Origin of the sequence: Janibacter hoylei PVAS-1 (assembly GCF_000297495.1) — a bacterium.
Taxonomy (GTDB): Bacteria; Actinomycetota; Actinomycetes; order Actinomycetales; family Dermatophilaceae; genus Janibacter; species Janibacter hoylei.
Genome location: NZ_ALWX01000019.1, coordinates 41,870 through 68,619, shown reverse-complemented (window position 1 = coordinate 68,619; position 26,750 = coordinate 41,870). Strand labels below are relative to the sequence as shown.

General features: G+C 71.2%; 24 protein-coding genes and 2 pseudogenes. 21 read left to right on the top strand and 5 right to left on the bottom strand.

Translation table 11 applies throughout. The annotated features are described in order from the left end of the window. The 4 genes from B277_RS05020 to B277_RS05010 form a co-directional block, all read left to right on the top strand. A partial coding sequence (locus B277_RS05020; protein ID WP_007925842.1) for an FtsK/SpoIIIE domain-containing protein occupies window positions 1–4,308 on the top strand: 4,308 nt, incomplete at its 5' end. Continuing rightward, complete coding sequence (locus tag B277_RS15830) at window positions 4,269–4,919, top strand: hypothetical protein (protein ID WP_007925841.1); 651 nt, start codon at window positions 4,269–4,271, stop codon at window positions 4,917–4,919. The genes B277_RS05020 and B277_RS15830, both read left to right, overlap by 40 nt. 181 nt (window positions 4,920–5,100) lie before the next feature. Next, window positions 5,101–5,373 (top strand): WXG100 family type VII secretion target, encoded by a 273-nt coding sequence (locus tag B277_RS05015; RefSeq protein ID WP_083853647.1) that lies wholly within the window; start codon window positions 5,101–5,103, stop codon window positions 5,371–5,373. A 49-nt stretch (window positions 5,374–5,422) separates the two neighbouring features. After that, window positions 5,423–5,716 carry a hypothetical protein gene (locus B277_RS05010; protein ID WP_128277042.1) on the top strand — a complete coding sequence of 98 codons (294 nt, stop codon included), beginning with the start codon at window positions 5,423–5,425 and terminating at the stop codon, window positions 5,714–5,716. Window positions 5,717–5,785: 69 nt separating this feature from the next. Here the strand turns inward: B277_RS05010 and B277_RS05005 are convergent, their stop codons facing one another. From B277_RS05005 to B277_RS18825, 3 genes and pseudogenes are all read right to left on the bottom strand, one after another. Continuing rightward, complete coding sequence (locus B277_RS05005) at window positions 5,786–6,004, bottom strand: biotin/lipoyl-binding carrier protein (RefSeq protein ID WP_007925829.1); 219 nt, start codon at window positions 6,002–6,004, stop codon at window positions 5,786–5,788. A 35-nt stretch (window positions 6,005–6,039) separates the two neighbouring features. Next, on the bottom strand, window positions 6,040–7,134 hold the full coding sequence (locus tag B277_RS18320) for an inositol-3-phosphate synthase (protein ID WP_007925826.1): 1,095 nt from the start codon (window positions 7,132–7,134) through the stop codon (window positions 6,040–6,042). A 348-nt stretch (window positions 7,135–7,482) separates the two neighbouring features. After that, window positions 7,483–7,713, bottom strand: a pseudogene (locus B277_RS18825) (PadR family transcriptional regulator); the annotation flags it as partial. Window positions 7,714–7,893: 180 nt separating this feature from the next. Here B277_RS18825 and B277_RS19750 point away from each other — a divergent pair. The 9 genes and pseudogenes from B277_RS19750 to B277_RS04955 form a co-directional block, all read left to right on the top strand. Further along, window positions 7,894–8,604: pseudogene (locus tag B277_RS19750) on the top strand (transglycosylase domain-containing protein); the annotation flags it as partial. 379 nt (window positions 8,605–8,983) lie between these two features. After that, window positions 8,984–10,252, top strand: coding sequence for a penicillin-binding transpeptidase domain-containing protein (locus B277_RS16570; protein ID WP_083853645.1), 1,269 nt, complete (start codon window positions 8,984–8,986; stop codon window positions 10,250–10,252). Window positions 10,253–10,380: 128 nt separating this feature from the next. Then, the gene (locus B277_RS04985) at window positions 10,381–11,574 is read left to right on the top strand and encodes a glycosyltransferase 87 family protein (protein WP_128277044.1); all 1,194 of its coding nucleotides are present in this window, start codon (window positions 10,381–10,383) and stop codon (window positions 11,572–11,574) included. A 171-nt stretch (window positions 11,575–11,745) separates the two neighbouring features. Next, a complete protein-coding gene (gene rpsF / locus B277_RS04980) occupies window positions 11,746–12,033 on the top strand; it encodes a 30S ribosomal protein S6 (protein WP_007925817.1) in 288 nt (95 codons plus the stop codon). A 75-nt stretch (window positions 12,034–12,108) separates the two neighbouring features. Further along, the gene (locus B277_RS04975; RefSeq protein ID WP_007925816.1) at window positions 12,109–12,711 is read left to right on the top strand and encodes a single-stranded DNA-binding protein; all 603 of its coding nucleotides are present in this window, start codon (window positions 12,109–12,111) and stop codon (window positions 12,709–12,711) included. Between the two features lie 95 nt (window positions 12,712–12,806). Continuing rightward, window positions 12,807–13,043, top strand: coding sequence for a 30S ribosomal protein S18 (gene rpsR / locus B277_RS04970; protein ID WP_007925814.1), 237 nt, complete (start codon window positions 12,807–12,809; stop codon window positions 13,041–13,043). A gap of 30 nt (window positions 13,044–13,073) precedes the next feature. Beyond that, window positions 13,074–13,520, top strand: a complete 447-nt coding sequence (gene rplI, locus B277_RS04965) for a 50S ribosomal protein L9 (protein WP_007925812.1) — start codon at window positions 13,074–13,076, stop codon at window positions 13,518–13,520. Window positions 13,521–13,702: 182 nt separating this feature from the next. Continuing rightward, a complete protein-coding gene (locus tag B277_RS04960) occupies window positions 13,703–15,283 on the top strand; it encodes a DUF3352 domain-containing protein (protein WP_007925809.1) in 1,581 nt (526 codons plus the stop codon). A gap of 161 nt (window positions 15,284–15,444) precedes the next feature. Further along, window positions 15,445–16,080 carry a hypothetical protein gene (locus B277_RS04955; protein ID WP_007925808.1) on the top strand — a complete coding sequence of 212 codons (636 nt, stop codon included), beginning with the start codon at window positions 15,445–15,447 and terminating at the stop codon, window positions 16,078–16,080. 82 nt (window positions 16,081–16,162) lie between these two features. On the opposite strand, the gene B277_RS04950 is transcribed toward B277_RS04955, so the two are convergent. After that, window positions 16,163–17,506: an MATE family efflux transporter gene (locus B277_RS04950; protein WP_007925807.1), complete on the bottom strand. Its 1,344-nt coding sequence runs from the start codon at window positions 17,504–17,506 to the stop codon at window positions 16,163–16,165. Window positions 17,507–17,614: 108 nt separating this feature from the next. Here B277_RS04950 and B277_RS04945 point away from each other — a divergent pair, with 108 nt between their 5' ends. The 7 genes from B277_RS04945 to B277_RS15825 all read left to right on the top strand — a co-directional run bounded on the left by B277_RS04945 (window position 17,615) and on the right by B277_RS15825 (window position 24,841). Further along, window positions 17,615–19,690 (top strand): discoidin domain-containing protein, encoded by a 2,076-nt coding sequence (locus B277_RS04945; protein ID WP_051987881.1) that lies wholly within the window; start codon window positions 17,615–17,617, stop codon window positions 19,688–19,690. 145 nt (window positions 19,691–19,835) lie between these two features. Continuing rightward, on the top strand, window positions 19,836–20,795 hold the full coding sequence (locus B277_RS04940; RefSeq protein WP_007925804.1) for an AAA family ATPase: 960 nt from the start codon (window positions 19,836–19,838) through the stop codon (window positions 20,793–20,795). 7 nt (window positions 20,796–20,802) lie between these two features. After that, on the top strand, window positions 20,803–21,684 hold the full coding sequence (locus B277_RS04935) for a DUF58 domain-containing protein (RefSeq protein WP_007925802.1): 882 nt from the start codon (window positions 20,803–20,805) through the stop codon (window positions 21,682–21,684). Further along, entirely contained in the window at window positions 21,674–22,147 is a 474-nt protein-coding gene (locus B277_RS04930) for a hypothetical protein (RefSeq protein ID WP_007925800.1), read from the top strand. Before B277_RS04935 ends, B277_RS04930 begins: the two co-directional genes overlap by 11 nt. Then, window positions 22,147–23,130 (top strand): VWA domain-containing protein, encoded by a 984-nt coding sequence (locus tag B277_RS04925; RefSeq protein ID WP_040880857.1) that lies wholly within the window; start codon window positions 22,147–22,149, stop codon window positions 23,128–23,130. Before B277_RS04930 ends, B277_RS04925 begins: the two co-directional genes overlap by 1 nt. Then, window positions 23,127–24,098 carry a vWA domain-containing protein gene (locus B277_RS04920; protein WP_007925796.1) on the top strand — a complete coding sequence of 324 codons (972 nt, stop codon included), beginning with the start codon at window positions 23,127–23,129 and terminating at the stop codon, window positions 24,096–24,098. Before B277_RS04925 ends, B277_RS04920 begins: the two co-directional genes overlap by 4 nt. Further along, window positions 24,095–24,841 carry a hypothetical protein gene (locus tag B277_RS15825; protein ID WP_156811734.1) on the top strand — a complete coding sequence of 249 codons (747 nt, stop codon included), beginning with the start codon at window positions 24,095–24,097 and terminating at the stop codon, window positions 24,839–24,841. Before B277_RS04920 ends, B277_RS15825 begins: the two co-directional genes overlap by 4 nt. 12 nt (window positions 24,842–24,853) lie before the next feature. Here B277_RS15825 and B277_RS04910 read toward each other — a convergent pair whose 3' ends face one another. After that, the gene (locus B277_RS04910; protein ID WP_040880854.1) at window positions 24,854–25,594 is read right to left on the bottom strand and encodes a GntR family transcriptional regulator; all 741 of its coding nucleotides are present in this window, start codon (window positions 25,592–25,594) and stop codon (window positions 24,854–24,856) included. A gap of 137 nt (window positions 25,595–25,731) precedes the next feature. Here B277_RS04910 and B277_RS04905 point away from each other — a divergent pair, with 137 nt between their 5' ends. After that, window positions 25,732–26,748 carry a Gfo/Idh/MocA family protein gene (locus B277_RS04905; RefSeq protein ID WP_007925790.1) on the top strand — a complete coding sequence of 339 codons (1,017 nt, stop codon included), beginning with the start codon at window positions 25,732–25,734 and terminating at the stop codon, window positions 26,746–26,748. Window positions 26,749–26,750 lie beyond the last annotated feature (2 nt).

The following is a 26,750-nucleotide window of genomic DNA, read 5'->3' as shown; positions in this document are numbered from 1 at the left end:
CCCCGCCGGAGCCGGTCGTCGACTGGTCCGCGCCGTCGACGTGGCCCCCTGTGGGCCCAGCTGCTCGGGATCTTCGTCGGCATCCCGCTCCTCCTGCTGCTCCTCACCCCGCTCGTCACGGCCGTGCGTCGGGCCGTCCGGCTGCGGCGCGGCACGCCCGACCGCAGGGTCGGTCGCGCGTGGAACGACCTCGTCGAGGAGGCGCGGGTCCTCGGCCACACGCTCCCGGCCGGCGGTACCCGCATCGAGCAGGCCCGGGCCCTCGGGCCCGCCGTCGACGCGGTGCCCGCGGCGATGCGGGCCGATGCCCTCGTCTTCGGCGAGGCGCCGCCCCAGCCGGCCGAGGTCACCGCGTGGCAGGCCGAGCTGCGCCGGGTGCGCCGTCGGCTGCGGCGCGAGGCTCCCTTCGTCACCCGGGTCCGCACGATCTTCGACCCGCGCCCGCTGTTGTCCCGCCAGGAGGACATCGGGCTCCACGACCACACCACCGCCCCCCTCCCGGAAGGCGCTCCGATGAAGCTGATGTTCACCCTCCGCGGGTCCGACAACCAGGACACGGACCTCGTCGCGACCGTCGACGGCCGCACGACGGTCGGTGACCTCGCCGAGCACCTCGTCCTCGCCGACCCCGAGCGGCAGCGGTCCGGGGTCACGCCCGGGCACGCGGACCTCGGTGAGCTGACGCTGGCGCTGGTCGACGAAAACCACCGGGCCGTCGACCCGCACACCACGGTCCAGGAGTCGGGCCTGCACTCCGGGGCCCACCTCGCGGTGACCCGTCGGTCCTCGGGGTACAAGGACACCGAGGCCCCCATCGCCATCGCGCGGGTCGTCGCCGGGCCGGACACCGGTCGGGAGTACCCGCTCCAGCGGGGGACCTCGCACGTCGGGCGTGGTCGCGGCTGCGAGGTGCAGATCAACGACGCCTCCGTCTCGCGACGTCACGCCAAGCTGCTCGTCGCGGACGTCGTCGAGGTGACCGACCTCGGCTCGTCCAACGGCGTCGTCGTCGGCGACGAGCAGGTCGACCGGGCGATCCTGCGCGAGGGCGAGACCTTCACCATCGGTGACACGACCTTCGAGATCTCGGCCCGGACCGCGGCCGCGGGCGTCACCCGCACCGAGTCCGGTGACGTCGCCTTCGTCCGCTCGCCCCGGATCGCACCCGTCTACCAGGGTCTGCAGTTCGAGGTGCCGGAGCTGCCCGAGCGCGGCAAGCCGCAGCGCATCCCCCTGGCGATGATGATCGTGCCGGTCTTCATGGGCGCGACCCTCTTCGCCATCACCCGCTCGCGCTTCACGATCATGTTCATGCTCATGATGCCGATGATGATGCTCGCCAACGCGTGGGAGTCCAAGCGGCGCGTGCGGTTGGACTTCGAGGAGGCGATGGTCGACTTCCGCGAGGACGTGGGCTACCTCGTCGAGGACATCGAGACCGAGCTCGACCGCGAGCACGACGTGCGTCGGCAGGAGCACCCGGCCGTCGCGCAGTTCGGCCAGGCGGTTGCCGCCCACCACCCGCTCATGTGGACCCGGCGGCCGGGGGAGCCCGGTTTCCTCGAGTACCGCCTCGGTCTGGGCGTGCGGCCGAGCCGCAGCGAGATCAAGCTGCCCAAGATGGGGCGGACCCGCGCCGAGGCGTGGCTCGAGGTCTCGACCCTCATGCAGGGCCTCGGCGTCGTCGCCGACGTGCCGGTGACGGCTCACCCGCTGCTCGACGGCGCCATCGGCGTCTCGGGACCGCGCGACGCGGCCCTCGGCCTGGCCCGCTCGCTCGTCGTCCAGACCCTCGCCGCGCACTCGCCGGCCGAGGTCGTCCTGTGCGCGCTCACCTCGACGACGTCGGCGCGTGACTGGGACTGGCTCAAGTGGGTACCCCACACCTCCTCGCCGCAGAGCCCGCTCGACGTGCAGCACACGGCCAGCTCCGGCCCCGGGTGCTCTGCGGTCATGGAGCAGCTCGAGGGCCTCGTCGCCGGCGCCGCCGGGAGCAACGACACGCGCAGCGGCCCGGCGGTCGTCGTCCTCGTGGAGAACGACGCGCCGGTCGACCGGGCCCGCCTGGTGCAGCTCGCCGAGACGGGCTGGCAGCAGGGCGTCGTCGTCATCTGGGTCGCGCCCGTCACCGAGCAGCTGCCGGCGGCCTGCCGCACCTTCGTCGAGGTCGCCGACGGGGGCGCCTGCCGGGTCGGTTGGGTCGGGCCCGCGCAGGTGGCGACGGACGTGCAGGCGGACCTGCTCGCGCCGGCCGACGCCGAGACCATCGCCCGCCAGCTCGCACCGATCACCGACTCCAGCGCGCTCGCCCAGGACGACTCCGACATCCCGCGGTCGGTCTCCTACCTCGCTCTCGTCGGGACCGAGATCGCCCAGTCCGAGATGGCCGTCATCGAGCGGTGGAACGAAAACCGTTCGATCCTCACCGGCCGGCACGCGCCGCCGACCCCGAGCCGCAAGCCGGGCTCCCTTCGCGCCGTCATCGGTCAGTCCGCGCTCGGCACGCACAGCGTCGACCTGCGCACCGACGGGCCGCACGCCCTCGTCGGCGGGACCACCGGTGCCGGCAAGTCCGAGCTGCTCCAGGCGTGGATCCTCGGCATGGCGACGGCCAACAGCCCGCAGCGGGTGACCTTCCTGCTCGTGGACTACAAGGGTGGTTCGGCCTTCCGCGACTGCGTCCAGCTGCCGCACACCGTCGGCATGGTGACCGACCTGTCGCCGCACCTGGTGCGACGGGCCCTGGAGTCGCTCTCGGCGGAGCTGCACTACCGCGAGCACCTGCTGGCCCGTTTCAAGGCCAAGGACCTCGTCGAGCTCGAGCGTCGCGGCGAGGTCGAGGCCCCGCCGAGCCTGATCATCGTCGTCGACGAGTTCGCCGCGCTCGTGCAGGAGGTGCCCGACTTCGTCGACGGCGTCGTCAACATCGCCCAGCGAGGTCGCTCGCTCGGCATCCACCTCATCCTCGCGACGCAGCGCCCCGCGGGCGTCATCAAGGACAACCTGCGCGCCAACACCAACCTGCGCATGGCGCTGCGGATGGCCGACACCGATGACTCGACCGACGTCCTCGGCACGCCGGACGCGGCCTACTTCGACCCCGGCCTGCCGGGCCGGGCGATGGCCAAGTCGGGACCGGGTCGTCTCGTGCCCTTCCAGACCGGCTACGCCGGTGGGTGGACGAGCAACACGCCGCCACCGCCGGACATGCTCGTCTCGACGCTGACCTTCGGTGCTCCGGTCGCGTGGGAGCTGCCCGCCAAGCCGAAGGGGGACGAGGATGCCGACCTCGGCCCGACCGACATCCAGCGGGTCGTCGAGACCGTCGAGCGGGCCCGGGTCGAGGCGGAGATCCCGATCCCCCGCAAGCCGTGGCTGCCCGAGCTCGAGGAGGTCTACGAGCTGGCCAAGCTGCCGACGGACCGCCGCGACGACGAGCTGGTCATCGGCATCGCCGACAACCCCGAACGGCAGAGCCAGCCGTCGATCTCCTTCCGCCCGGACGTCGAGGGCAACCTCGCGGTCTACGGTGCGTCGGGCTCGGGCAAGAGCACCTTCCTGCGGACCATCGCCATCGCGGCGGGCTTCACCGTGCGCGGCGGGCCCTGTCACGTCTACGGCCTCGACTTCGGCAACCGCGGCCTGTCGATGCTCGAGGACCTGCCGCACGTCGGCAGCATCATCTCGGGTCAGGACGAGGAGCGGGTCAAGCGACTCATCACGACGCTCCGCGAGACGATCGACGAGCGCGCCATCCGCTACTCGGCCGCCAATGCCACGACGATCACGCAGTACCGCAAGATCACCGGCCGCACCGACGAGCCGCGGATCTTCGTCCTCGTCGACGGGCTCACCGCCTTCCGCAATGCCTACGAGTCGGCGGGAGCGCTCATGAAGTGGCTCGACGCCTTCACCTCGCTCCTCGCCGACGGGCGCCCGGTGGGTGTCCACTTCGTCCTGTCGGTCGACGCCCGCAACGGGCTGCCGGTCGCCATGGGCTCCTCGGTCCAGTCGCGCTTCGTGCTGCGCATGGCGACCGAGGACGACTACTCCTTCCTCGGCGTGCCGACCGACGTGCTCACGCCGGAGTCGCCGCCCGGCCGAGGCATCTTCAAGAAGCGCGAGGTCCAGGTGGCCGTCCTCGGCGGCACCCACGACGCCTCCGAGCAGTCGCGCATGGTCCGCGGTTTCGCCGAGACCATGACGAAGTCGGGAGTGCGACCGGCCGAGCCGATCGCTCGCTGCCGGAGGTCGTGCCGGCAGCGAGCATGCCGGCCCAGGTCGACGGTCTGCCCGTCATGGCGATGAGCTCCGACGCGATGGCCCCGGTGACCATCGACCCACGCGGTGGCTTCATCGTGACCGGCCCGCCCGGGAGCGGACGGACCACGGCGGTCGTCCAGCTCGTGCGTGCGGTCAAGCGGTGGGACCCCACCTGCCAGGTCAGTCTCATCACGCTGCGCCGCAACTCGGAGCTGCTCGGCCTCCCCGAGATCGACGCCTCCGCGACCCGCGAGGACGACATCAAGGAGCTGTGCGCGACGCTCAAGGAGCGGGCGCTCGACGAGAGCTCCCCCCGGCAGGTGCTCGTGTGCGAAAAGCTCGACGACCTCAACGCGCCGCCCTTCCAGATGCCGCTGCAGGAGGCGATCAAGCCGCTCGTCGACAACGACCACTTCGTCATCGGTGAGGCCGACCCGAGCGCGCTGAGCACGAGCATGGGCCTGCCTGGCCTGGTCAAGGCCAGCCGGTCGGGCATCGCGCTGGCGCCCGACGGGTCCGAGTCGTCGATGATCTTCAAGACCAACTTCCCGCCGCTGGCACGGGTCGTCATGCCCGAGGGCCGAGGGGTCATCGTGCGTCGCGGCAAGTCGCTGATCGCCCAGATGGCGCTCCCCGGCGGACTGGGGAGATCATGAATTCCGTTGTGCCGCAACGGTATCGACGGGCAGGTGCCGGTGCGGTGGAGGTCGGGGGAGTTCTCCCCATGTACCTCCCCGCGGACCTTCCCTAGTGTTGACCTCAGTCGGGCGGAGGGATCGCTCGAGTGAGCAGCACAGATCCACACATCACGATCAGCATCTACAGCAGGAGGACACAATGGGTTGGCTCGGAATGAACCTCGACGTCGTCAAGGGTGAGCTGCCGAAGTGGCAGAACCTCGCCGAGGACCTCGGCACCGTGATCACCAACGTCAACACCCAGGTCCAGGCGGCCAACGAGGCCTGGAACGGCGCCGACTCGGAGAAGTTCGTCTCGGAGTGGGAGTCCCAGCACCGCCCGCAGCTCGAGAAGATCAAGCAGATGCTCGACGCGCTGAGCGAGCAGCTCCAGCACGAGACCACCCAGCAGGGCGAGATCTCCAACCGCTGAGCGACCACACCGACAGCTTCGAACCACACAGACTTGAAGGGACACTGAGATGAGCGGAAACCTGACCGACGGAATGGATGTTGCCAAGATCAAGGAGGTGGCCCAGCAGCTGACCACCCAGTCCGGCAAGATCGGCGAGGTCGCCACCAGCGGCACCTCGCAGGCCGCCACTCTGGCGGAGAACTGGCTCGGCACGGACTCCGAGCAGTTCACCAGCTCCTGGCAGGACGCCGTCAAGGCGCTCCAGAGCGCGCAGGACTCCATCGACGCCTACGCCAAGCAGGCCGTCGAGCAGGCCGACCAGCAGACCGAGGGCTCGGGCGGCGGCGGGCGCGGCGCCTGATCGCCACCACACGCACCGAAGGGTGGGTCCGACCGCATGGTCGGACCCACCCTTCGTCGTGTGCGCAGGTCAGTCGTCGATGACGACGAGCACCTCGCCCTCCTGGACGACGTCGCCGGGGGCGACCTTGACCTCGGCCACCCGCCCGGAGCGCTCGGAGAGCACGGGGATCTCCATCTTCATCGACTCGAGGAGGACGAGCTCGTCACCCACGGCGACGACCTGGTCGGCCGCCACCTGCACGGCGATGACGTTGGCGACCAGCTCCGACTCGACCCTGTGACCCATGGCACACAGGCTAGCGGGCCGGCGTCGAGCTCCGGTCAGCGCTCCTCGGTGCCGGCGATGAAGGCCTCGAGCTTGGCCCGACCCTCGGTGTCCTCGCGCTGCTCCGGCGGGGACTTCATGAGGTAGCTGCTCGCGGACAGCAGGGCGCCGCCGACGCCGCGGTCCTTGGCGATCTTCGCCGCGCGGATCGCGTCGATGATGATGCCGGCGCTGTTGGGGGAGTCCCAGACCTCGAGCTTGTACTCGAGGTTGAGCGGCACGTCGCCGAAGGCGCGACCCTCGAGGCGGACATAGGCCCACTTGCGGTCGTCGAGCCAGGCGACGTAGTCCGACGGGCCGATGTGGACGTTGCGGTCGTCGGCCCCGACGCCGGCGAGCGGGCCGTCGAGGTTGGACGTGACCGCCTGCGTCTTGGAGATCTTCTTCGACTCCAGGCGCTCGCGCTCGAGCATGTTCTTGAAGTCCATGTTGCCGCCGACGTTGAGCTGGTAGGTGCGGTCGAGGACCACGCCGCGCTGCTCGAAGAGCTTGGCCATGACGCGGTGCGTGATCGTCGCGCCGACCTGGCTCTTGATGTCGTCGCCGATGATCGGGACACCGGCGTCCTCGAACTTCTGGGCCCACTCCGGGTCGGACGCGATGAAGACGGGCAGCGCGTTGACAAAGGCGACGCCGGCGTCGATCGCGCACTGCGCGTAGAACTTGTCCGCCTCCTCGGAGCCGACCGGCAGGTAGGAGACGAGCACGTCGACCTCGGCGTCCTTGAGCGCCTGGACGACGTCGACCGGCTCGGCCGGGGACTCGTCGATCGTCAGCGCGTAGTACTTGCCGATGCCGTCGAGGGTGTGGCCGCGCTGCACCGTGACGCCGGTCGTCGGGACGTCCGCGATCTTGATCGTGTTGTTCTCCGAGGAGTTGATCGCCTCGGCGAGGTCCTTGCCGACCTTCTTGTCGTCGACGTCGAAGGCGGCGACGAACTGCACGTCCGAGACGTGGTAGTCGCCGAAGGTCACGTGCATGAGGCCGGGCACGGTGCCCGACGGGTCGGCGTCCTTGTAGTACTCGACACCCTGGACGAGCGAGCTCGCGCAGTTGCCGACGCCGACGATGGCGACACGGATGGCAGTCATGGGTTCTCCTTGGTGGGGGGCGGGTTGAAGGCTGGGTGCGATGGGTCGCTGAGGGTGCCCGGGGCGGGCGTGGGGCTCTCGGCGCTCGGCGTCGATGAGCTCGTCGAGCCACGCGAGGGCGCGCTCGGTCGCGTCCTCGTCGTGCGCGGCGAGGGCGGCCGACCAGCGGTCGGCCCGGGTGGCGCCCTCGCGCATGGCACGCAGCTGCTCGGCGAGGCGGGCCCGGCGCCCTTCGAGGATCCGCAGGCGAACCTCACGCTCGGTGCGCGCGAAGAAGGCGACCCGCACGTCGAAGGCGTCGTCGGCCCAGCTCGGCGGGTCGGACCGGCCGGCCAGCTCGGCGAAGGCCGCCCGACCGGCCTCGGTGATCGTGTACGTGATCCGCTGACGCCGTCCGCCGCCGGTACGCGCGCCGTCGCCGTCGACGAGGCCCTGACCCTGCAGGCTCGCCAGGCAGGGGTAGAGCGTGCCGAAGGAGAGCGCCCGGAAGGCGCCGAGGCGGGTGTTGAGCCGACGGCGCAGCTCGTAGCCGTGCAGGGGGTCCTCGTGGAGCAGGCCGAGCACGGCGAACTCGAGCATCTCGCGACGGCGCACGTGACTCCCTTCGCCCGGTCGGTGGACCACCGGCCGGCGGCTCGGTGCGGGGAGAGCGTACCCGATGTATCGAGGTGATACATCGACTCGACGTGGGTGGGCGCGCCGCGATGCGTTCATACTGGGGAGGTCTAGTCGTGATCCCGCGTGTGCAGAGGTGCCCTCATGTCCGACTCCCCCCGCTCCCGCGCCGAGGCGCGGTCTCGGCGACGCTCGTCGTCCCGGCGGAGCAGCGCGCGCCCCAAGCGGGGGAAGCGACGCATCCTGCGCAAGGTCCTCATCGGGCTGACCGCCCTCGTCGCTCTCGGCATCGGCGCGGTCGTCGCGGCGTACCTGCTCATCGACATCCCCAAGCCCAACGACCACGCGGTCTCGCAGGCCTCGGTCATCTACTACTCCGACGGCAAGACGGAGATGGACCGGATCGCCAAGGTCAACCGCGAGGCCGTCGAGCTCGACCGGGTGCCGGAGCACGTGCAGCACGCCTTCCTCGCCGCCGAGGACCGCAGCTTCTACGAAAACCGGGGCATCTCGCCCAAGGGCATCTTCCGTGCGGTGAGTGGTGCGCTCGCCGGCGAGGACCGGGGCGGCGGCTCGACCATCACCCAGCAGTACGTGAAGAACTACTTCCTCACCCAGGACCAGACGCTCGAGCGCAAGGGCCGCGAGATCCTCCTGTCGGTGAAGATCGACGGTGAGCTCAGCAAGGACGAGATCCTCACCAACTACCTCAACACCATCTACTTCGGTCGCGGCGCCGACGGCATCCAGACCGCGTCCAAGGCCTACTTCAACAAGGACGTCGAGGACCTCACGCCCTCCGAGGGCGCGCTGCTCGCGAGCGTCATCCGCGGCCCCTCGCTCTACGACCCCGCCCTCGGCGAGGAGCAGACCGAGCTGGCGACGAGCCGGTGGAACTACGTCCTCGACGGCATGGTCGACCAGGGCTGGATGACCGCCTCCGAGCGGGCCGAGCAGAAGTTCCCGAAGACCAAGGCGCCCAAGCGATCGCAGGCGAAGTCCGATGACATCGGCTTCATCACCGAGGAGGTGCGCTCCGAGCTGCGCAACCGCCTCGAGCTGAGCGACGCGGACATCGACCGCGGCGGCTTCAAGATCGTCACGACGATCGACAAGGACGCGCAGGCCGCGGCGGTCAAGGCGGTCAAGGAGCACCGGCCGACGGGGCGCCGGACCGCGGACCTCCACATCGGTCTCGCCTCGGTGCAGCCGGGCGACGGGGGCGATCCGGGTCATGTACGGCGGCGAGAAGTTCGGCCGCGGCAAGTACGGCTACTTCAACTCGGCCGTGGACGGCAAGATGCAGGCCGGCTCGACGATGAAGCCCTTCACGATGATCGCGGCCCTGCGCAAGGGCATCCCGCTGTACACGACGTACAGCGGCGCGAGCCCGTACTACAACCGGGCCTTCGTCTACTCCGGCTCCGACGCCACGCCGATCCAGCGGGCCGGTGGCATCGTCAACTACGGCAACTCGTCGTACGGCCCGGTCAACATGCGCACGGCGACCCAGAAGTCGGTCAACACCTACTACGCGCAGCTCAACCTCGCGGTCACCCCGAAGTCGACCGCCGCGTCCGCCAAGGACGCCGGCGTCATCGGGTGGCAGGGTGACAAGAAGGTCCCGCTGTCGGACGGCCCGGGCAATGTCTTCGGTACGGACTCCGTCCGGGTCATCGACATGGCCAATGCCTACGCGACGATCGCGGCCGAAGGGCGCCGGGCCACCCCGTACTACATCTCGTCGGTGACGAGCACGGGCGCCTACGACATCGACTACAAGGTCAAGAAGGACGTGCGGCGGGCCTTCCCCCAGGACGTCGCCCGCGACACGATCCAGGCCATGAGCCTCGTCGGTCAGCCCGGCGGCACCGCCTACCCGACCGTCGCCGATCTCGGCCGCCCCGTCGGGGGCAAGACCGGCACGACCTCCAACAACTACGCCGCCTGGTTCGACGGCTTCACCCCGGGCCAGCTCGCGACCGCCGTCGGCATGTACAAGGGCGACGGCTCGCTCACCGAAGAAAACCAGCTGAGCAATGTCGGCGAGTACGGAGAGATCACCGGTGGCACCGTGCCGGCGCGGATCTGGACCGACTACATGATCGACGCGCTCGAGGGTGAGCCGGTCAAGCGGCTGCCACCGCCGGGCAACGTCAAGTACCGGCCGCAGACCGACCCGCCGACCGACGCCCCGGCGCCGATCACGACGACCCAGGCCCCCGCGCCCACGCCCACGACGACGCGCTCCCCGAGCAGCTCCTCGTCGAGCTCGAAGTCCTCGTCGAGCAGCTCCTCGTCGACGTCGAAGTCCACGTCGACCTCGAAGTCCACGTCGACGACGAAGTCGCCGACCTCGACCCCGAAGCCGACCTCGTCGACTCCCAAGCCGACCTCGTCGACCCCGAAGCCCACCTCGACCACGCAGCCCCCTGAGCCCCCGGAGCCGACGCTGCCCAGCCTGACGCCGGGCCGGGGTGCGACCGAGGGCCGAGGCGACTAGTGCCCCGCGAGTGGACGCCGCGCGACCTCCTGCCCGGGGACGCCAGCGCGATCATCGGTGGTCCGCTGGGGCGACGGGCGTCGGGGCGCGAGCGGAGTCTGGGTCGGCTCCTGCCCCTGATCGTCCTGATGTCGGTGCTCCCGATCTCGGGCGCGGTGCTGCGTCAGGGCCACTGCGTGGCCAACGGGTGGAACGGCGACGACCAGTTCTGGCGGGGCTGCTTCTCCGACCTGCCGGCGCAGTACCAGCTGGCCGGGCTCGACCGGGGGCTGCCAGCCTGGCTGGGCGGCGACGTCCGGCTCGAGCAGATGCCGCTGCTGTCGGGGCTGATGGCTTTGGTCGGCGGCATCGTGCCGGACGGCAACTGGCTGGACTCGTCGCGCTGGTACCTCGTCATCTGGACGCTGCTCATCACCGCCGCGCTCGCCGTCGCGGTCTGGTGCGTGGGCCGGCTGCGTCCGCAGCGGCTCGACCTGGCGACCCAGCTCGCGCTGTCGCCGATCCACGTCGTCGCGGCGCTGCTGTCGCCCGACCTCGTCGTCGTCACCCTGGTCCTGGCGGCGATGCTCGCCGACGCGCGTCGTCGCACGACCCTGGCGGGCGTGCTGCTCGGGCTGGCTCTGCTCGGGCACGCGTGGGTCGGCCTCGTCGCGATCGCCCTCGTCGTGGCCGCCCGCCGGGAGGAGCGCACCGACGAGGCGGTCCGCACGGTCGTCATCGCCCTCGCGACGGCCGTGGGCGGCATGGCCGTGCTGGCGATCGCCTCCCCTGACATCGTCCTCGGCCCCCTGCAGACGTGGTGGGCGGAGAAGCCCGGCTACGGCTCCATCCTCATGATCCCGGAGCTCGCGGGGCGCCCGCTGCCGGACCGGGTCGCGCCGATCGTCGCCCTCGTCGGGTGGGCGGGCGCCGTCTGGGCGGCCGTCGTCATGGCCCGTCGCGCATGGCGCCCGGCGACGTGGGCGCAGGTGGCGGCCTTCAGCGTGCCGGTCCTCGCGCTCACCGGTACCTCGGTGCCGGTGCAGGCGGCGCTGTGGGTGCTGCCGCTCGCGCTCCTCGCGGGCGTCTCGTGGCGCACCCACCTGGGCTTCGTCGCCGTCGAGGCGGTCCACGCGAGTGCGCTGTGGCTGCACATCGGCGCGGCGTCCGACCCGGACAAGGGGTTGCCCGCCCCCTGGTACGCCGTCGTCGTCCTCGGCCGGACCATCGCGTGGTGCTTCCTGCTGTGGAGTGTCTGGTACACCCCCGTCGACAACCCGGCTCCCCGTCCACAGCCGGGCCCCCGCCTCGATGCCCGTCCACAGGAGCCGGCCGGGGTCTGACGTCGGCCGCCCGTCCGGGGCACGCTTTGGTGCGAAGGGAGTGCAGCCGATAGCCTTGATGGGTCCCCTGCGTCAGCTCGTCGCCCGATGAGCCTGCCCGGGGGCGGATGCACAACCCTCCTGTCACGGAGAGACCGTGACCGTTCAGACCGAAGGAGGCGGGTTATCAGCATGCGTCAGTACGAGCTCATGGTCATCTTCGACCCCGAGACCGACGAGCGGGCCGTCCAGCCGCTGTTCGACAAGTTCCTCACCGTCGTCACCAAGGACGGCGGCAGCGTGGACAAGATCGACCACTGGGGCCGTCGTCGTCTCGCCTACGAGATCAACAAGAAGGCGGAGGGCCTCTACGCCGTCGCCAACCTGACCTGCACGCCGGAGACGAGCAAGGAGCTCGACCGGCAGCTGGGTCTCTCCGAGCAGGTCCTGCGGACCAAGCTCATGCGCGTCGAGGCCTGAGCGGCCTCACCCTCCGGCCTGTCGGTGTCTGCTGACAGGCTCACCTGAGACGATCACCGATCGAGAAGGAAACCCATGGCTGGCGAGACCCCCATCACCGTTATCGGCAACCTCACGGCGGACCCGGAGCTCCGGTTCACGCCGAGTGGTGCCGCAGTGGCCAACTTCACCGTTGCCTCCACCCCCCGCACGTTCGACCGTCAGACGAACGAGTGGAAGGACGCGGAGACGCTCTTCATGCGCTGCTCCGTGTGGCGCGAGGCCGCTGAAAACGTGGCGGAGTCCCTCACCCGTGGTACCCGCGTCGTCGTGACCGGTCGCCTCGTCTCCCGCTCGTGGGAGGACAAGGAGACCGGGCAGAAGCGCTCCGTCATGGAGATGCAGGTCGACGAGGTCGGCCCGTCGCTGCGCTATGCCACCGCCAAGGTGACGAAGACCCAGCGCGGTGGCGGCGACGGCCAGGGCGGCGGCTCGTGGGGCGGCGGCCAGCAGGGCGGCGCTCCCCAGGGTGGCGGCTTCGGCGGCCAGCAGGACGACCCGTGGGCGAGCGGTGGCCAGCAGGGCGGCGCTCCCCAGGGTGGCGGCTTCGGCGGCCAGCAGGCTCCTGCCCAGGGCGGCGGCAACCAGGGTGGCGGCGGCTGGGGCAGTGCGCCCAGCTACGACGAGCCCCCCTTCTGATCGATCTCTCACGCCCGGGTACGCCCGGGCACTGACACCACCCCCATCCCGAGGACCAACCTCGGGCTCTCGTGAACACGAAGGAGAGCACCACGATGGCCAAGCCCGTAGTGCGCAAGCCCAAGAAGAAGGCCAACCCGCTCAAGGCGGCGAAGGTCGAGAACATCGACTACAAGGACGCGAACCTGCTGCGCAAGTTCATCTCCGACCGCGGGAAGATCCGCGCCCGTCGGGTCACCGGCGTCTCCGTCCAGGAGCAGCGTCGCATCGCGACCGCCGTCAAGAACGCCCGGGAGATGGCGCTGCTGCCCTACTCCTCGTCCAACCGCTGATCCGCGGCCGCGAAGAACTCAGGAGCAGACATGAAGGTCATCCTCACCCACGAGGTCTCCGGCCTCGGTACCGCCGGTGACGTCGTCGACGTCAAGCCGGGCTACGCCCGCAACTTCCTCTACCGCCGCGGTCTCGCGGAGCAGTGGACCAAGGGTGCGCAGAAGCAGGTCGAGGCGCTCGCCGCCGGCCGTGCGGCTCGCGCTGGCAAGTCCCTCGAGGAGGCGACGTCGATCAAGGGCAACCTCGAGTCGAAGTCGGTCACCATCAGCGCCCACGCCGGTGAGTCCGGTCGCCTCTTCGGCGCCGTGACCAGCCGCGAGGTCGCCGAGGCCGTCGCGGCCGCCGGTGGCCCGGAGCTCGACCGTCGCACGATCGAGATCCCGACCCCGATCAAGTCGGTGGGCCCGGCCGAGGCGCTCGTGCGTCTCCACCCCGAGGTCCAGGCGAAGATCAGCCTCGACATCGTCGCCGGCTGACGACACCCGCTCGAAGGGGGGCGATCCACCGTGTGGTGGGTCGCCCCCCTTCGTCATGCGTCCTGCGTGAGCTCCCCAGGGGCGGCGCCGTCGTCATCTCATGGGTAGTCCTCCCCATGTCCGTGGGGCGGTCGCCGACCGTAAGGTCTTGGTAAGACATCACGACGAGCGGGGAGCCCACCATGACCATGCCGCCCTACGGCCAGCAGCCCGGCTACGGCCAGCAGCCCGGCTACGGCCAGCCCTACCAGGGACAGCCGATGTACCAGCAGCCCTACGGCCAGCCCGCCGGCCAGTGGGGCCAGGCGCCCCAGCAGCCGACGCCGCGCTCCGGCTCCGGCCTGAAGTGGCTCGCCTTCGGCACCGCAGGTGTCCTCTCGTTCGGCCTCCTCGGCGGTGGCGCGCTCTTCGCCTACAGCAAGATCAACGGGGGCGGCCCCCAGCCCGAGGAGGCGCTGCCGGCCTCGGCCTTCGCCTTTGCCAAGCTCGATCTGGACCCCGCCGCGGACCAGAAGGTCGATGCCTTCCGCTTCGCCCGCAAGTTCCCGGGTGCCCAGGACCCGCTGGCCGACATGGACGAGGACGGAGACCTGCGCAAGGAGATCTTCGAGGAGCTGCAGGAGGACGGCGAGTTCGAGGGCGTCGACTACGCCCAGGACGTCGAGCCGTGGCTCGGCCAGCGGGTCGGCGTCGCGCTGCTCCCGGGGACCGACGGCGGTGAGCCCGAGGTCGTCATGGCCCTGGCCAGCACCGACCAGGACGCCGCCACCCAGGGCATCGGCAAGCTCGCCGGCGACGGCACCTACTGCTCGGTCCAGCCCGAGTGGGTGCTCTGCGGCGAGGACCAGGGGGTCGTCGACAAGGCGGTCAACGAGGCCGCGTCCGCCCCGCTCTCGGAGGCCGACGGCTTCTCGCAGGACATGTCCGACCTCGGCGAGGACGGCATCGCGACGGCGTGGATGGACGGCACCAGGGCCGCCGAGCTCGAGTCGGTAATCGGCGAGGACGTCACGGGTAGCGGTCAGTCCCAGGGGCGGTACGCCGCCGCGCTGCGCTTCGACGGGCCGACCCTCGAGATCGCCGGTCGGGTCAACGATCTGCCCGAGGGCAGCGTGCCCGCGGGTGACGGGACCTCCATCGGCAAGCTGCCGACGAGCACGCTCGCGGCCTTCTCGGTCGCCGGCCTCGACGAGTCCCTGCGCAAGGCCTGGCCCGAGATCGACAAGGCGGCCCGCGAGAGCCTCGGCGACGAGTGGCAGGAGGGCCTCGACGACTTCACGAGCGAGACCGGTCTGTCCGTGCCCGAGGACGTCGCCAAGGCGGTCGGCAGCGACACGACCGTCGCGCTCGGTCCGGACGCCGACGAGCCCAAGGTGGCCTTCGTCAGCAATGGCGACCGTGGCCTGATCGACAAGGTCGTCGGGAGCACGCAGGGCAGCCCCTCCGGCTACTCCAGCGGTCCGGCCTTCGAGGTCAAGGACGCGGGTGATGGCCGCACCGTCGTCGCGACGCCGGCCGGCTACGCCGACGAGGTCGCCGGTGGCAGTGGGCTGGGTGACTCCGACGCTTTCAAGGACGCCGTCCCGGACGCCGACAAGGCCGGCACCGTCGCCTACGCCGACATCAGCAAGATCGTCGAGACCTTCGGCTCCGACATGGACGACGAGACCAGGGCCAACCTCGAGCCGCTGTCGGCCGTCGGGTTCGCGATGTGGGGCGAGGGCGACCAGGCCGAGTTCACCCTCCGTCTGACGACGAAGTGAGCCCGCTGCGGGCGGCCCGCTGTGACGCCCCATGACGAAGGGGGGTCCCGCCGACGACCGGCGGGGCCCCCCTTCGTCATGGGGCGTCGTCCAGTGGACGGGGCGGGGGGGCCTGACTTTCGCCCGCCCCGCGCAGCGGGCAGGATGCAGGGGTGACTTCCATGGATCAGACCGACCGCAGTGGTGAGCGTCGAGCCGACTTCTGGCGGGCCGTCGGCTCCGTCGGGGCGCAGCACGGCGCGCTGGGCGACGCCGACGAGGGCGGGCTGTGGCCGACGGGGGCCTCGTCCTACGTCCTCGTGACGACGACCCACACGGGCATCGTCAGCACCGACGGCCTGAGCGCGGGCTCCGGCGGTCTGGGCGTCGAGCTCTACGTCGAAGGGCGCGAGCTGCTCTCCGGGCCCACCGGCGAGGGGCGGTGGCTGACCGCCGCCCTCGAGGAGGCGGCCGGTGCCGTGGCCGGTGCTGCGGCGAGCCTCGCTGAGGCACTCGACGCCCACGACCTGCTCTCCGTCGAGCTGTCGGGCGAGCACGCCCCGGCCGACTGGGTCGATGACGGCCGTCTCGGCGCGCTCATCGGTGTCCAGTTGCCCGGCCGGCCCGTCGACCTCGACCTCGAGGGCTCCGGCGCGCGGGTCCTCCCGCTCACCCCGCTGCGCCCCGCAGAGCTCGCGGTGGTCACCGCCGAGGGCGCCGCCGGCCGCCGCCGCGTGGCCGAGGGCCTGGCCGCCCAGGCTGGTACTCCTACGCCGACAGCACCCGCCCCAGCGTCGTCTGAGGGTGCATTTCCCTAGGGAAATGCGCAGGTGGGGCCGAATTTCCCTAGGGAAATGTGTACGTGGATGGGTATTTCCCTAGGGAGATGTGCAGGTGGGGTCAGCGGGTGGCGCCGGTGACGGCCCAGGCATCGCCTCGGATGCGCCAGGCCATGAAGGCGCCCCGCACGAGCATGAAGACGGTGAAGGCCACCCACAGCGCGATGACGGCGGCCTCCGGCCCGTGGCCTCCGCCGACCGCCCGGGTCACCGCGACGACGGGCACGTAGGAGAGCAGCACGAGGGCCATCGACCCAGCGAGCCAGCGGCCGTCGCCGGCCCCGATGAGCACCCCGTCGACGACGAAGACGTAGCCGGCGAGCGGCTGCCCGAGCGCGATGACGACCAGCCCCGCGGCGATCGCGCTGCGCACGGCGGGGTCGTCGGTGAAGAGGATCGGCAGCACACGGTGCAGCGCCAGCAGCACGAGGCCGAGGGCGACCCCGCCCCACACGCCCCACCGGACCATGAGGGCGGTCGCCTCACGTGCCCCCCGCGCGTCGCCGCTGCCGAGCTGGGCCCCGGTGAGGGCCTGGCCGGCGATCGCGAGCGCGTCGAGGGCGAAGACGAGGAGCGACCAGACCGTCGTCGTCACCTGGTAGGCGGCGAGCGGCACGTCACCGAAGTCGGCGGCGGTCGCGACGGTGAGGAGGATGACGGCCCGCAGCGCGAGGGTCCGCACGAGCAGGGGGACGCCGTCGAGGGCGGCGGCCGCGACCCGCCCGACGTGCGGCCGGAGGGAGGCCCCGGCGGCCCTCCCTTCGCGCAGGACCACCCCGAGCAGTGCCACGGCCATGCCCCACTGGGCGATGACCGTGCCCCAGGCGGCACCGCCGATGCCGAGGTCGAGCCCGAGGACCAGCACGACCGACAGCACGGCATTGGCGCCGAAGCCGAGGGTGGCGACGGCCAGTGGGGTGCGGGTGTCCTGCAGGCCGCGCAGGATGCCGGTGGCGGCGAGGACGAGCAGCATCGCGGGCAGGCCGAGGGCGCTGATGCGCAGGTAGACGACGGCCTCGTCGAGGGCGGCCGGCGACGACCCGAAGGCGTGGGCCAGGGGTCGGGCGGCCAGACCGACGACGAGGGCCGCGAGCACCCCGAGGCCTCCGGCGAGCCAGACGCCGCCGACGCCGGTCTCGAGGGCCCCGCGCCGCGACCCGGCGCCGAACTGACGGGCGACGACACTCGTCGTGCCGTAGGCGAGGAAGACGAAGACGCCTGCGGCAGTGAGGAGGACGGAGCTCGCGGCCCCCAGGCCGGCGAGCGGCACGACGCCGAGACGCCCGACGACGGCCGCGTCGACCATGAGGAAGAGCGGCTCGGCGACGAGCGCGAGGAAGGCGGGGACGGCCAGGCCGAGCACCTCGCGGGGGCCGACGCGCGGGGCCGGGTCGGGGGAGTGCACCCACGCACCCTACGGAGCCGCGAAGTTACTCACCGGTAGACCAAAGTGTTACTCGTCGGTAGCCTGTGGAGGCCGGGCCCCACCCGCCGCCACCGATCGGAGACCGCCATGACCACACCCCGCCGCAGGACCAGGCGCAGAGGGACCCCCTTCGCCCTGCTCGTGCTCGCGCTCGTCCTCGGACTGCTCGCCCCGGGAGCCGGTGCCGGGACCAAGCCCTGGTACGAGCAGAGCGCCCCGCAGGCCAAGGACTCGGAGGTCAACGTCACGGGCGCCCCGTCGACGGCGACGCCGCAGGGGGAGGTGCGCGGGCTCATCGACGCGCACACCCACCTGATGTCCGACGAAGGATTCGGCGGGGACATCGTGTGTGGCAAGACCTTCAGCGAGCTCGGCATCCAGGACGCCCTCACCGACTGCCACAGCCATGGCAGCGACGGGCGGACCGGCCTCATCGAAAACCTCACCCACCTCGAGGGCAAGGGCCCGCTGGACACCCACTCGACCACGCTCTACCCCTCCTTCGCCGATGCGCCGAAGTGGTCCTCGCTGACCCACCAGCAGATGTACTACCGCTGGGTCGAGCGGGCCTGGCGTGGAGGGCAGCGCATCATGGTCGCCGACACCGTCAACAATTCGGTGCTCTGCTCCCTGCCGACGCAGGTCAACACGAGCTCGTGCAACGACATGGACGTCGTGCGCCGGCAGGTGAAGAAGACCAAGGAGCTCGAGGCCTTCATCGACGCGCGGCACGGCGGCCCGGGCAAGGGCTGGTTTCGGATTGCCTACTCGGCCCAGGAGGCCCGCGAGTACATCCGTCAGGGCAAGCTCGCCGTCATCCTCGGGATGGAGGTGTCCGCTCCCTTCGGCTGTGGGCAGACCATCGGGATCGCGCACTGCACCAAGGCCCAGATCGACGCCGGCCTCGACGAGGCCAAGGAGCTCGGCATCCGCTCGATGTACCTGTGCCACAAGTTCGACAACGCGCTGTGCGGGGTCCGCTTCGACTCCGGCACCCAGGGCATCGTCGTCAACGCCGGCAACTTCCTGAGCACCGGGCAGTTCTGGCAGGTGGAGTCCTGCCCGACCTCCCTGCACGACAACACCGTCGAGGGCGGGGTCATCCCGCCCGAGGTGGCCAAGCACCTGCCGGTGCAGGTCCTGCCGATCTATCCCAAGGGGCCGCACTGCAACAAGCGCGGGCTGACCTCGCTCGGTGAGTACGCGCTGCGCGGGATGATGGAGCGAGATCTCATGGTCGAGATCGACCACCAGAGCGTCAAGTCCGCCAAGCGGACGATGGAGATCCTCGAGGCCGAGGGCTACCCGGGCGTCATCTCGAGCCACTCGTGGATGGACAAGCAGTTCACCGAGCGGGTCTACCGGCTCGGCGGCTTCATCGCCCAGTACGGGCACGGTGCCGAGGACTTCGTCGAGGAGGGTCACGCCGATCGGCCGGTGCGGCAGAAGTACGGCGTCGGCTACGGCTTCGGCATGGACATGAACGGCTTCGGTGGCACCCCGCCGCCCCGCGACGACGCCGCGGAGAAGCCGCTGAAGTACCCCTTCCCGACCGTCACCGGGTCGGGCACCGTCGACCGCCAGGTGACCGGCCAGCGGATCTGGGACTACAACCGCGACGGCGTCGCGCACTACGGGATGATCCCGGACTGGGTGCAGGACATGCGCACCCACGGCGGGACCCGGGGCGAGCAGGTCGTCCAGGACCTGCTGCGCGGCCCGGAGTCCTACCTGCGCACCTGGGCGGCGACGACGGGCTGGCAGGAGGGCTCCGACCTGACGACGGGGGCGGTGGCCACCGCGAGCTCGACCCAGTGGAGCCTCGCGGGCAGCTACCGGGCCGGCAATGCCATCGACGCCAGCGCCACGAGCCGGTGGGCGAGCGCCTGGGGTGACGACGCGTGGTGGGCCGCCGACCTCGGCACCCCGCGCCTCGTGCGTCGGATCACCCTCGACTGGGAGGCGGCGTACGCCTCGTCGTACCGGGTCCAGACGAGCCTCGACGGCCGGTCGTGGACCACCGTCAAGACGGTCAAGGACAGCGACGGCGGCATCGACACCATCCGCCTGCCCGGCGCCTCGGCGCGGCACGTGCGGATCGTCACCGACCGCCGCGCCACGCGGTACGGCGTCTCCCTGCACGACGTCGTCATGACGAGCTGAGCGAAGGGGGCGATGTCGCGGCCGGTCTCGGGGGGAGTGCTCCCCAGTGCCGCGGGCCGCGTCACTCCGTAGAGTGGCCGCGACATCGACCACCGATCGAAGGGGGAGCCTCGTGCCGCCCACGAGCAGGATCAGCAAGGACCAGATGGAGCGGGCCCGCAGCCTCGTCGCGGCGGTCGACAAGGGCTTCGAGACGAAGGTCGTCGGGCAGAAGCGTCTGCGCGAGACCCTCCTCATCGGTCTGCTGACGAGCGGCCACGTGCTCCTCGAGTCGGTGCCCGGCCTGGCCAAGACCACGGCGGCGCACGCGCTCGCGACGGCGATCGGTGGGTCCTTCAAGCGGATCCAGTGCACGCCCGACCTGCTGCCGAGCGACATCGTCGGCACCCAGGTCTACGACGCGAGCCAGGGCAAGTTCGTCACCCAGCTCGGCCCGGTCCACGCCAACTTCGTCCTGCTCGACGAGATCAACCGCAGCTCGGCCAAGACGCAGTCGGCGATGCTCGAGGCGATGCAGGAGCGGCAGACCTCCATCGGCGGTCAGGTCTTCAAGGTCCCCGAGCCCTTCCTCGTCCTCGCGACGCAGAACCCCATCGAGCAGGAGGGCACCTACGTCCTGCCCGAGGCCCAGCTCGACCGCTTCATGCTCAAGGACCTGCTCGACTACCCGAGCCCCGCGGAGGAGGCCGAGGTCGTGCGCCGCATCGACTCCGGCGTCTTCGACCAACCGGACCGGGCGATGATCGACGTCGCCGACGCCCGCGAGCTGCAGCGTCTGGCCGGCTCGGTCTACCTCGACAAGGCGGTCCTCGACTACATCACCTTCATCGTCTCGGCAACCCGCACCCCGGGCAAGGTCATGCCGCCCGAGCTCGCGCGCTACGTCGAGATCGGCGCCAGCCCGCGTGCCTCCATCGCCTTCGCCAAGGCCGCGCGCGCCTCCGCCCTGCTCCAGGGCCGCGACCACGTCATCCCCGAGGACGTGCGCCACCTGGCCCACCGCGTCCTGCGCCATCGCGTGCTCCTCACCTACGAGGCCACCGCCGACGACGTGCGCGTCGAGACGATCATCGACGCCGTCGTGCGCGCCGTCCGCACCCCCTAGGGCGGCCATGACGCGACTGGTCCACAAGGTCAAGGGGAAGCTGTCGATCCACGTCCGACGCCGGTCGGTCGCGCTGCTCGACGGTGGGTACGCCTCTGTCCACAAGGGACGGTCGATGGACTTCGACGACCTGCGCGAGTACGCGGTCGGTGACGACATCCGGGACATCGACTGGCGGGCCTCGGCCCGGCACGGCTCGATGCTCATCAAGCGCTACGTCGCCGAGCGCCACTTCTCCCTCGTCGTCATCATGCCCGCCGGCCGGGAGATGGCCGCCACGGCCGCCGGCGGGGAGCCCAAGCGCGACATCGCCGTGCTCGCCGCAGGGGTCCTCGGGTGGCTCGCCGTGCGCCACGGCGACGACGTCTCGATGATCAGCGGCGGGCCGGGGCGCATCCACGCCACCCGAGCGCGCAACTCGGAGGGGCACCTCGAGCACATCCTGCAGGAGACGATCGCCCTCTCCCAGCCGGACTCACCCCCTTCGGACCTGCCGGGACTGCTGCGGCACGTCAGCCGCAACGTCCGCGGGCGCAAGGTCCTGCTCATCATCGCCGACGACGGCGTCGAGCCCCGCGAGGTCGAGGACCTGCTGCGGAGCCTGCGGCTGCGCCATGAGGTCCTGTGGGTCGACGTCGCCGACCTCGACCCCCTCGGCGTCGCCGAGGACACCCTCGTGCGCGATGTCGCCGCCGACCACACGCTGCCCGACCTGCTGGCCACCGACCGCCTCCTGGCGGAGGAGTTCGGCCGGTCGGAGACCACCCGGAGGGCGGATGTCGAGACCATGCTGCGGCGGACCGACGTCTCCTCCGCGCGCGCCGGGCACACCGACGAGGTCGTGCCGATGATCGTGCGCATGCTCGAGAAGAGGCGCCGTGGACGCTGACCCGATCTACCTCGCCCCGCAGGACTACGCGATCACCTGGCCGCTCCTCGGCGGCTTCATCATCTTCGCCCTGATCATCTGGTGCGTCTGCATCTGGCTCTTCACGCGCACGCCGGACCCGCAGGAGCGTGGCGGCTCACTGCCGCCCTCCGCCCTGACCAAGCTGCGGCGGGACGCCCTGCGTCGGATCGACGAGATCGACTCGGCCGTCGGCGGCGGCAAGATCACCGCCCGTCGGGGTCACCACGAGCTGTCGAAGGTGGTGCGCGGCTTCGTCGCCAAGGCGAGCGGGCTGCGTGCCGACACCATGACCGCGCAGGACCTGCGTGAGCGCGGCCCGGCCCACCTCGCGCAGCTCATCGAGACCTTCTACCCCCGGCAGTTCGGGGCGGCCGAGGCCGACCGGCCGAGCTTCGAGGCGTCAGCGGGCGCGGCCCGCGAGGTCGTCGGGGGGTGGTCGTGATGGGTCTGACGTGGTGGTGGCTCACCCTGCTCATCGTCCTGGCCATCGGCGCCGTCGCGGCCCTCGGCTGGTGGTTCGCCGGGCGCGACACGGCGGCCCGCACGGCCGTCCTCGTCGCCCACACCCGCCGGCTCACCCGACTGCCCGCCTACCGTGCCGCCGTCGCCCGGCAGCGCACCCGGCTGCTCGGGATCGCCGCGATCATCGGCCTGACCGTCCTGCCCCTCGCGGTCGCCGCCGGGCGACCCGCGACGACCGAGACGATCGAGCCGGAGAAGAACAACCGCGACATCATGCTCTGCCTCGACGTCTCCGGGTCGATGATCCGGACCGACAAGGCGGTGCTCGAGGACTTCGCCGAGATCGTCAAGAGCTTCCGCGGCGAGCGCATCGGGCTCGTGCTGTGGAACAACCAGGCGGTCACCGCCTTCCCCCTCACCGACGACTACGAGCTCGTCGAGGAGCAGCTGACCGGCTACGCCGAGGGCTTCACGACCTTCGGCGGCGGGCAGTACAGCCCGACCGACGGCACCTTCAACGAGCGGATCATGGCCAGCTCGCAGGTCGGTGACGGTCTGGCGAGCTGCGTCTTCAACTTCGACCACCTCGACCAGGAGCGGCCGCGCGCGATCATCCTCGGTACGGACAACGAGGTGCACGGCGAGGGCGTCTACACCCTCGACGAGGCGGCCGACCTGGCGACCGAGCGCAAGATCCGCGTCTACGGGCTCAACCCCTACGACTTCGGCAGCAACCACCAGGAGCTCGTCACCGCGACGGAGAAGACCGGCGGGCGGACCTGGGGGCTCGACCAGCCCGGCGCGACCGCCGAGGTGACGAGCGACATCGAGGAGCTCGAGGCGGCCCGCCTGCCCGACAGCGCCCCGATCACCGTGCGCACCGACCTGCCCGCCGTGTGGGTGACCCTGGCGGTGTTCGGCCTGCTCGTCCTCTACCCCGTCCTGTGGAGGTGGCGCCGATGAGCTGGCATCCGCTCCTGCCCTGGCCGATCGTCGTGCTCCTCGGTCTGCTGCTCGTCGGCTTCACCGGCTGGCGCCTCGCCGCCGACTCGCGCCACCGGCTGCGGTGGGGCCTGCGGCTGGCGACAGCGCTCGCCATGGTCGTCGCCCTGCTCGGCCCGGCGACCACCGGCGGCATCGCGCGTCAGGCCGCCTCGGACGTCAACGTCTTCTTCGTCGTCGACACGACGACCTCGGCGATGGCCCGCGACCACGTCGACGGCGCGACCCGCCTCGACGGTTACCGCGACGACATCGCGAAGATCCAGGAGGAGATGCCCGGTGCCCGCTTCTCCATCATCACCTTCGACTACACGGCCCGCGTGACGATGCCGCTCACGACCGACACCCAGGCGCTGCGGACCGCGACGGACAACCTGCGCGCCGAGGACAGCCTCTACTCGGGCGGCTCCTCGGTGACCGAAGCCGATGAGCGCCTGCGCACCACCCTCGAGGGGGTCAAGGAGCGCCAGCCCGAGCGGGCCCGCATCGTCTTCTACCTCGGTGACGGCGAGCAGACCTCGTCCGAGCCGGGGACCCCCTTCGACGTGGCCGACCTCGTCGACGGTGGCGCCGTGCTCGGCTACGGCACCGAGGAGGGAGGCCGGATGGCGACGACGAATGCCGACGGCTCGACCGGTGACGACGTGACCGATGCCTCGGGCAACCCCGGGGTGAGCAAGATCGACGAGGCCAAGCTCGAGGAGATCGCCGAGCAGCTCGGGGTGCCCTACACCCACCGGGCCGGCGGCGACATCGGCCCGGCGCTCGAGGAGGCCGACCCCGGCACGACCGTCGACGGCGCCGGTACCGAGATCGAGACCTACACCTCGCTCGTGTGGGTCGCAGCGGTCATCGCGTGCGTGCTCCTCCTCGTCGACCTCTTCACCATGACCCGAGAGATCGGCCGACTGCGAAGGGTGGAGTCGTGATGGCGACCCTCGAGCCCCGGCTGCGCCGTCGGCGGCGCCTCGTCTGGGGCACCGTGCTGCCCGCGATCGTGCTCCTCGTGCTCGCCGCGCGCTTCCTCACCCTGCCCCTGCACATGGGCTCGGCCCAGGACGCGCACGCCGCGGGCGACGGGCCCGGCGTGGTCCGGGCCGCCGAGCGGCTGGGCATCCTCAACCTCGTCGAGCGGTGGCGTGCTCCCTTCGTCGAGGGGACGGGCAAGTCGATGTCCGGTGACCTCGAGGGGGGTCGGCGCGACCTCGAGCTGGCGCTCTCGCGCACCGGCAACCCGCAGGACGACTGCACCGTGCGGACCAACCTCGTCATCACGATCTCCCAGCAGGCCGACCAGGCCAACGAGGCCGGCGACGCCGACCAGGAGAAGGCCTTCGCCGAGGAGGCCCTGACGCTCATCGAGGAGGGCCCCGAGGGCTGCCTCGACGGGTCCGACGACGGCAACGAGGGCGAGGCCGGCGCCAAGCAGCAGGAGCAGAAGGACAAGCTTGAGGAGCAGACCGGCAAGAAGGAGCCCGAGGAGGAGCCGGAGGACCCCGAGGACACGAAGGACGACGAGTCCGAGGGTGAAGAGGGCGAGGAGGAGAAGGACCCGAAGCAGAAGGAGCTCGAGGAGCGCAACAAGACCGGTCAGGACGAGGCCGAGAGCGAGCGCCGCCAGGCAGAGGGTCAGGACGAGGGCAACTCCGGGGGCGTCGACAAGCCCTGGTGACGGGCGGGGGCGTCAGCGCTCGTCGAGCATGAGGTCGATCGTGTAGTCCTCGGCCCGGTAGGCGTGGTCGCCGAACTCGACCGCGGCGCCGGAGGCGTCGAAGGCCATCCGCGTCATCGTCAGCACGGGCTGGCCCGAGCGCAGGCCGAGGGCGCGGCGCTCGGCGGCCGTCGGCATCCGCGCGCCGATCGACTGGCGGGCGACGACGGGCCGGACCCCGCGACGGCGCAGGAGCGCGTAGAGACCCTGGGCCTCGAGGGCCTCACGGGTGATGTCCGCGTGGGCCGGCGGCAGCCAGTTGTGCATGATCGCCAGCGGCTGGTCGCCGGCCGAGCGCACCCGCACGAGCGAGAGCATCTCGGTCCCCGGCTCGAGGTCGAGCGCCGCAGCGGCCCGCTCGTCGGTGCCCATCTCGAGCTCGACGATCTCGGTGCGCGGCTGTCTCCCTTCGGCCTCGAGGTCGTCGAAGAGCGAGGACAGGCGCGCCTTGCGGTGCACCTTGCGGTTGGCGACCCGCGTGCCGAGGCCGCGGCGGCGCACGAGCAGGCCCTGGTCGACCATCTTCTGGATCGCGCGGCGCACCGTCGGCCGGGAGAGGGAGAGGCGGGTCGCGAGGGCCACCTCGTTTTCGAAGGGATCGCCCGGCTGGAGGCGTCCGTCGTCGACGGCGGCGGTCAGCTGCTCGGCGAGCTGGTGGTAGAGCGGCACCGGCGACTCGCGGTCGATGACCACCTCGAGCTGCTGCGCTGACATGCCGGGGAGCATACGCGCACGACGGCAGGACAGCCATACGTCAATATGTCCTGACAAACTATTGACAGGCGCGAAGGGAGTGGGCCAGAGTGTCCCGCATCACTCACGTGCCCCTCGCGCAAAGGAGCGTGCCGCGGATGCGGATCGGACTCGTCGGCCTGGGCCGCATCGGCGCCTTCCACGCCGAGACCCTCGTGGCCCTGCCGGCCGTGGAGACCCTCGTCGTCACCGACGCCCGGGCCGACGTCGTGGCCGAGGTCGCGGCCCGCCTCCGGGGGACCGGCGCCGCGGTCGAGACGTGCCGGCCCGAGGAACTGCTCGAGGCCGGCATCGACGGTCTCGTCGTCGCGACCGCGACCAACGGCCACGCGGAGTGGATCCGCCGCGGCATCGACGCCGGCGTGGCGACCTTCTGCGAGAAGCCGGTCGCCGGCGACCTCGACGAGATCATCGAGCTGGCCCGCCTCGACGCCGCGAGCGAGACCCCCGTGCACATCGGGCACCAGCGACGCTTCGACGCCGGCTTCGCCCGGGCACGTGATGCCGTCGCCTCCGGCGAGCTGGGCTTCGTCCACACGATCCGCGCCAACACGCACGACCAGGCACCGCCGCCAGCCGAGTTCATCCCTACCTCCGGCGGCATCTTCCGCGACTGCGGGGTCCACGACTTCGACGCGATCCGCTTCGTCACCGGCCACGAGATCGCCTCCGTCTACGCCGTCGGGGCCAACAAGGGCGCGGACTTCTTCGCCGCGGCCGGCGACGTCGACACCGGCGCCGCCGTGCTCACCCTCGACGACGACACGCTCGTCCTCATGTCGACGACCCGGTACAACGGCGGTGGCCACGACGTGCGCATGGAGGTCATGGGCGAGCGCGGCACGGTCACCGCCGGCCTGGACCACTCGCTCGCGATGGTCAGCGCCGAGCCGGACGTCGACTTCCCCCGCGGCCCGCAGGTGTGGTCCTTCATGGAGCGCTTCCAGCCCGCCTACCGGGCCGAGCTCACCGCCTTCTGCGAGGTGGCCGCCGGCCGCCTCGAGAGCCCGTGCACCATCGCCGACTCGCTCGAGGCCTTCCGCGTGGCGGAGGCCTGCGAGCTCTCGCGCGCCCAGCGCCGCCCGGTGGCCCTGACCGAGATCCGAGGACTGTGACC

Excerpts from the sequence above, each read along its gene's own strand:
- B277_RS15830 (WP_007925841.1), top strand. The coding sequence starts at position 4,269 with ATGCCGGCCCAGGTCGACGGTCTGCCCGTCATGGCGATGAGCTCCGAC.
- B277_RS05015 (WP_083853647.1), top strand. The coding sequence starts at position 5,101 with ATGGGTTGGCTCGGAATGAACCTCGACGTCGTCAAGGGTGAGCTGCCG.
- B277_RS05010 (WP_128277042.1), top strand. The coding sequence starts at position 5,423 with ATGAGCGGAAACCTGACCGACGGAATGGATGTTGCCAAGATCAAGGAG.
- B277_RS05005 (WP_007925829.1), bottom strand. The coding sequence starts at position 6,004 with ATGGGTCACAGGGTCGAGTCGGAGCTGGTCGCCAACGTCATCGCCGTG.
- B277_RS18320 (WP_007925826.1), bottom strand. The coding sequence starts at position 7,134 with ATGACTGCCATCCGTGTCGCCATCGTCGGCGTCGGCAACTGCGCGAGC.
- B277_RS16570 (WP_083853645.1), top strand. The coding sequence starts at position 8,984 with ATGTACGGCGGCGAGAAGTTCGGCCGCGGCAAGTACGGCTACTTCAAC.
- B277_RS04985 (WP_128277044.1), top strand. The coding sequence starts at position 10,381 with ATGTCGGTGCTCCCGATCTCGGGCGCGGTGCTGCGTCAGGGCCACTGC.
- rpsF (WP_007925817.1), top strand. The coding sequence starts at position 11,746 with ATGCGTCAGTACGAGCTCATGGTCATCTTCGACCCCGAGACCGACGAG.
- B277_RS04975 (WP_007925816.1), top strand. The coding sequence starts at position 12,109 with ATGGCTGGCGAGACCCCCATCACCGTTATCGGCAACCTCACGGCGGAC.
- rpsR (WP_007925814.1), top strand. The coding sequence starts at position 12,807 with ATGGCCAAGCCCGTAGTGCGCAAGCCCAAGAAGAAGGCCAACCCGCTC.
- rplI (WP_007925812.1), top strand. The coding sequence starts at position 13,074 with ATGAAGGTCATCCTCACCCACGAGGTCTCCGGCCTCGGTACCGCCGGT.
- B277_RS04960 (WP_007925809.1), top strand. The coding sequence starts at position 13,703 with ATGACCATGCCGCCCTACGGCCAGCAGCCCGGCTACGGCCAGCAGCCC.
- B277_RS04955 (WP_007925808.1), top strand. The coding sequence starts at position 15,445 with ATGGATCAGACCGACCGCAGTGGTGAGCGTCGAGCCGACTTCTGGCGG.
- B277_RS04945 (WP_051987881.1), top strand. The coding sequence starts at position 17,615 with ATGACCACACCCCGCCGCAGGACCAGGCGCAGAGGGACCCCCTTCGCC.
- B277_RS04940 (WP_007925804.1), top strand. The coding sequence starts at position 19,836 with ATGGAGCGGGCCCGCAGCCTCGTCGCGGCGGTCGACAAGGGCTTCGAG.
- B277_RS04935 (WP_007925802.1), top strand. The coding sequence starts at position 20,803 with ATGACGCGACTGGTCCACAAGGTCAAGGGGAAGCTGTCGATCCACGTC.
- B277_RS04925 (WP_040880857.1), top strand. The coding sequence starts at position 22,147 with ATGGGTCTGACGTGGTGGTGGCTCACCCTGCTCATCGTCCTGGCCATC.
- B277_RS04920 (WP_007925796.1), top strand. The coding sequence starts at position 23,127 with ATGAGCTGGCATCCGCTCCTGCCCTGGCCGATCGTCGTGCTCCTCGGT.
- B277_RS04910 (WP_040880854.1), bottom strand. The coding sequence starts at position 25,594 with ATGTCAGCGCAGCAGCTCGAGGTGGTCATCGACCGCGAGTCGCCGGTG.
- B277_RS04905 (WP_007925790.1), top strand. The coding sequence starts at position 25,732 with ATGCGGATCGGACTCGTCGGCCTGGGCCGCATCGGCGCCTTCCACGCC.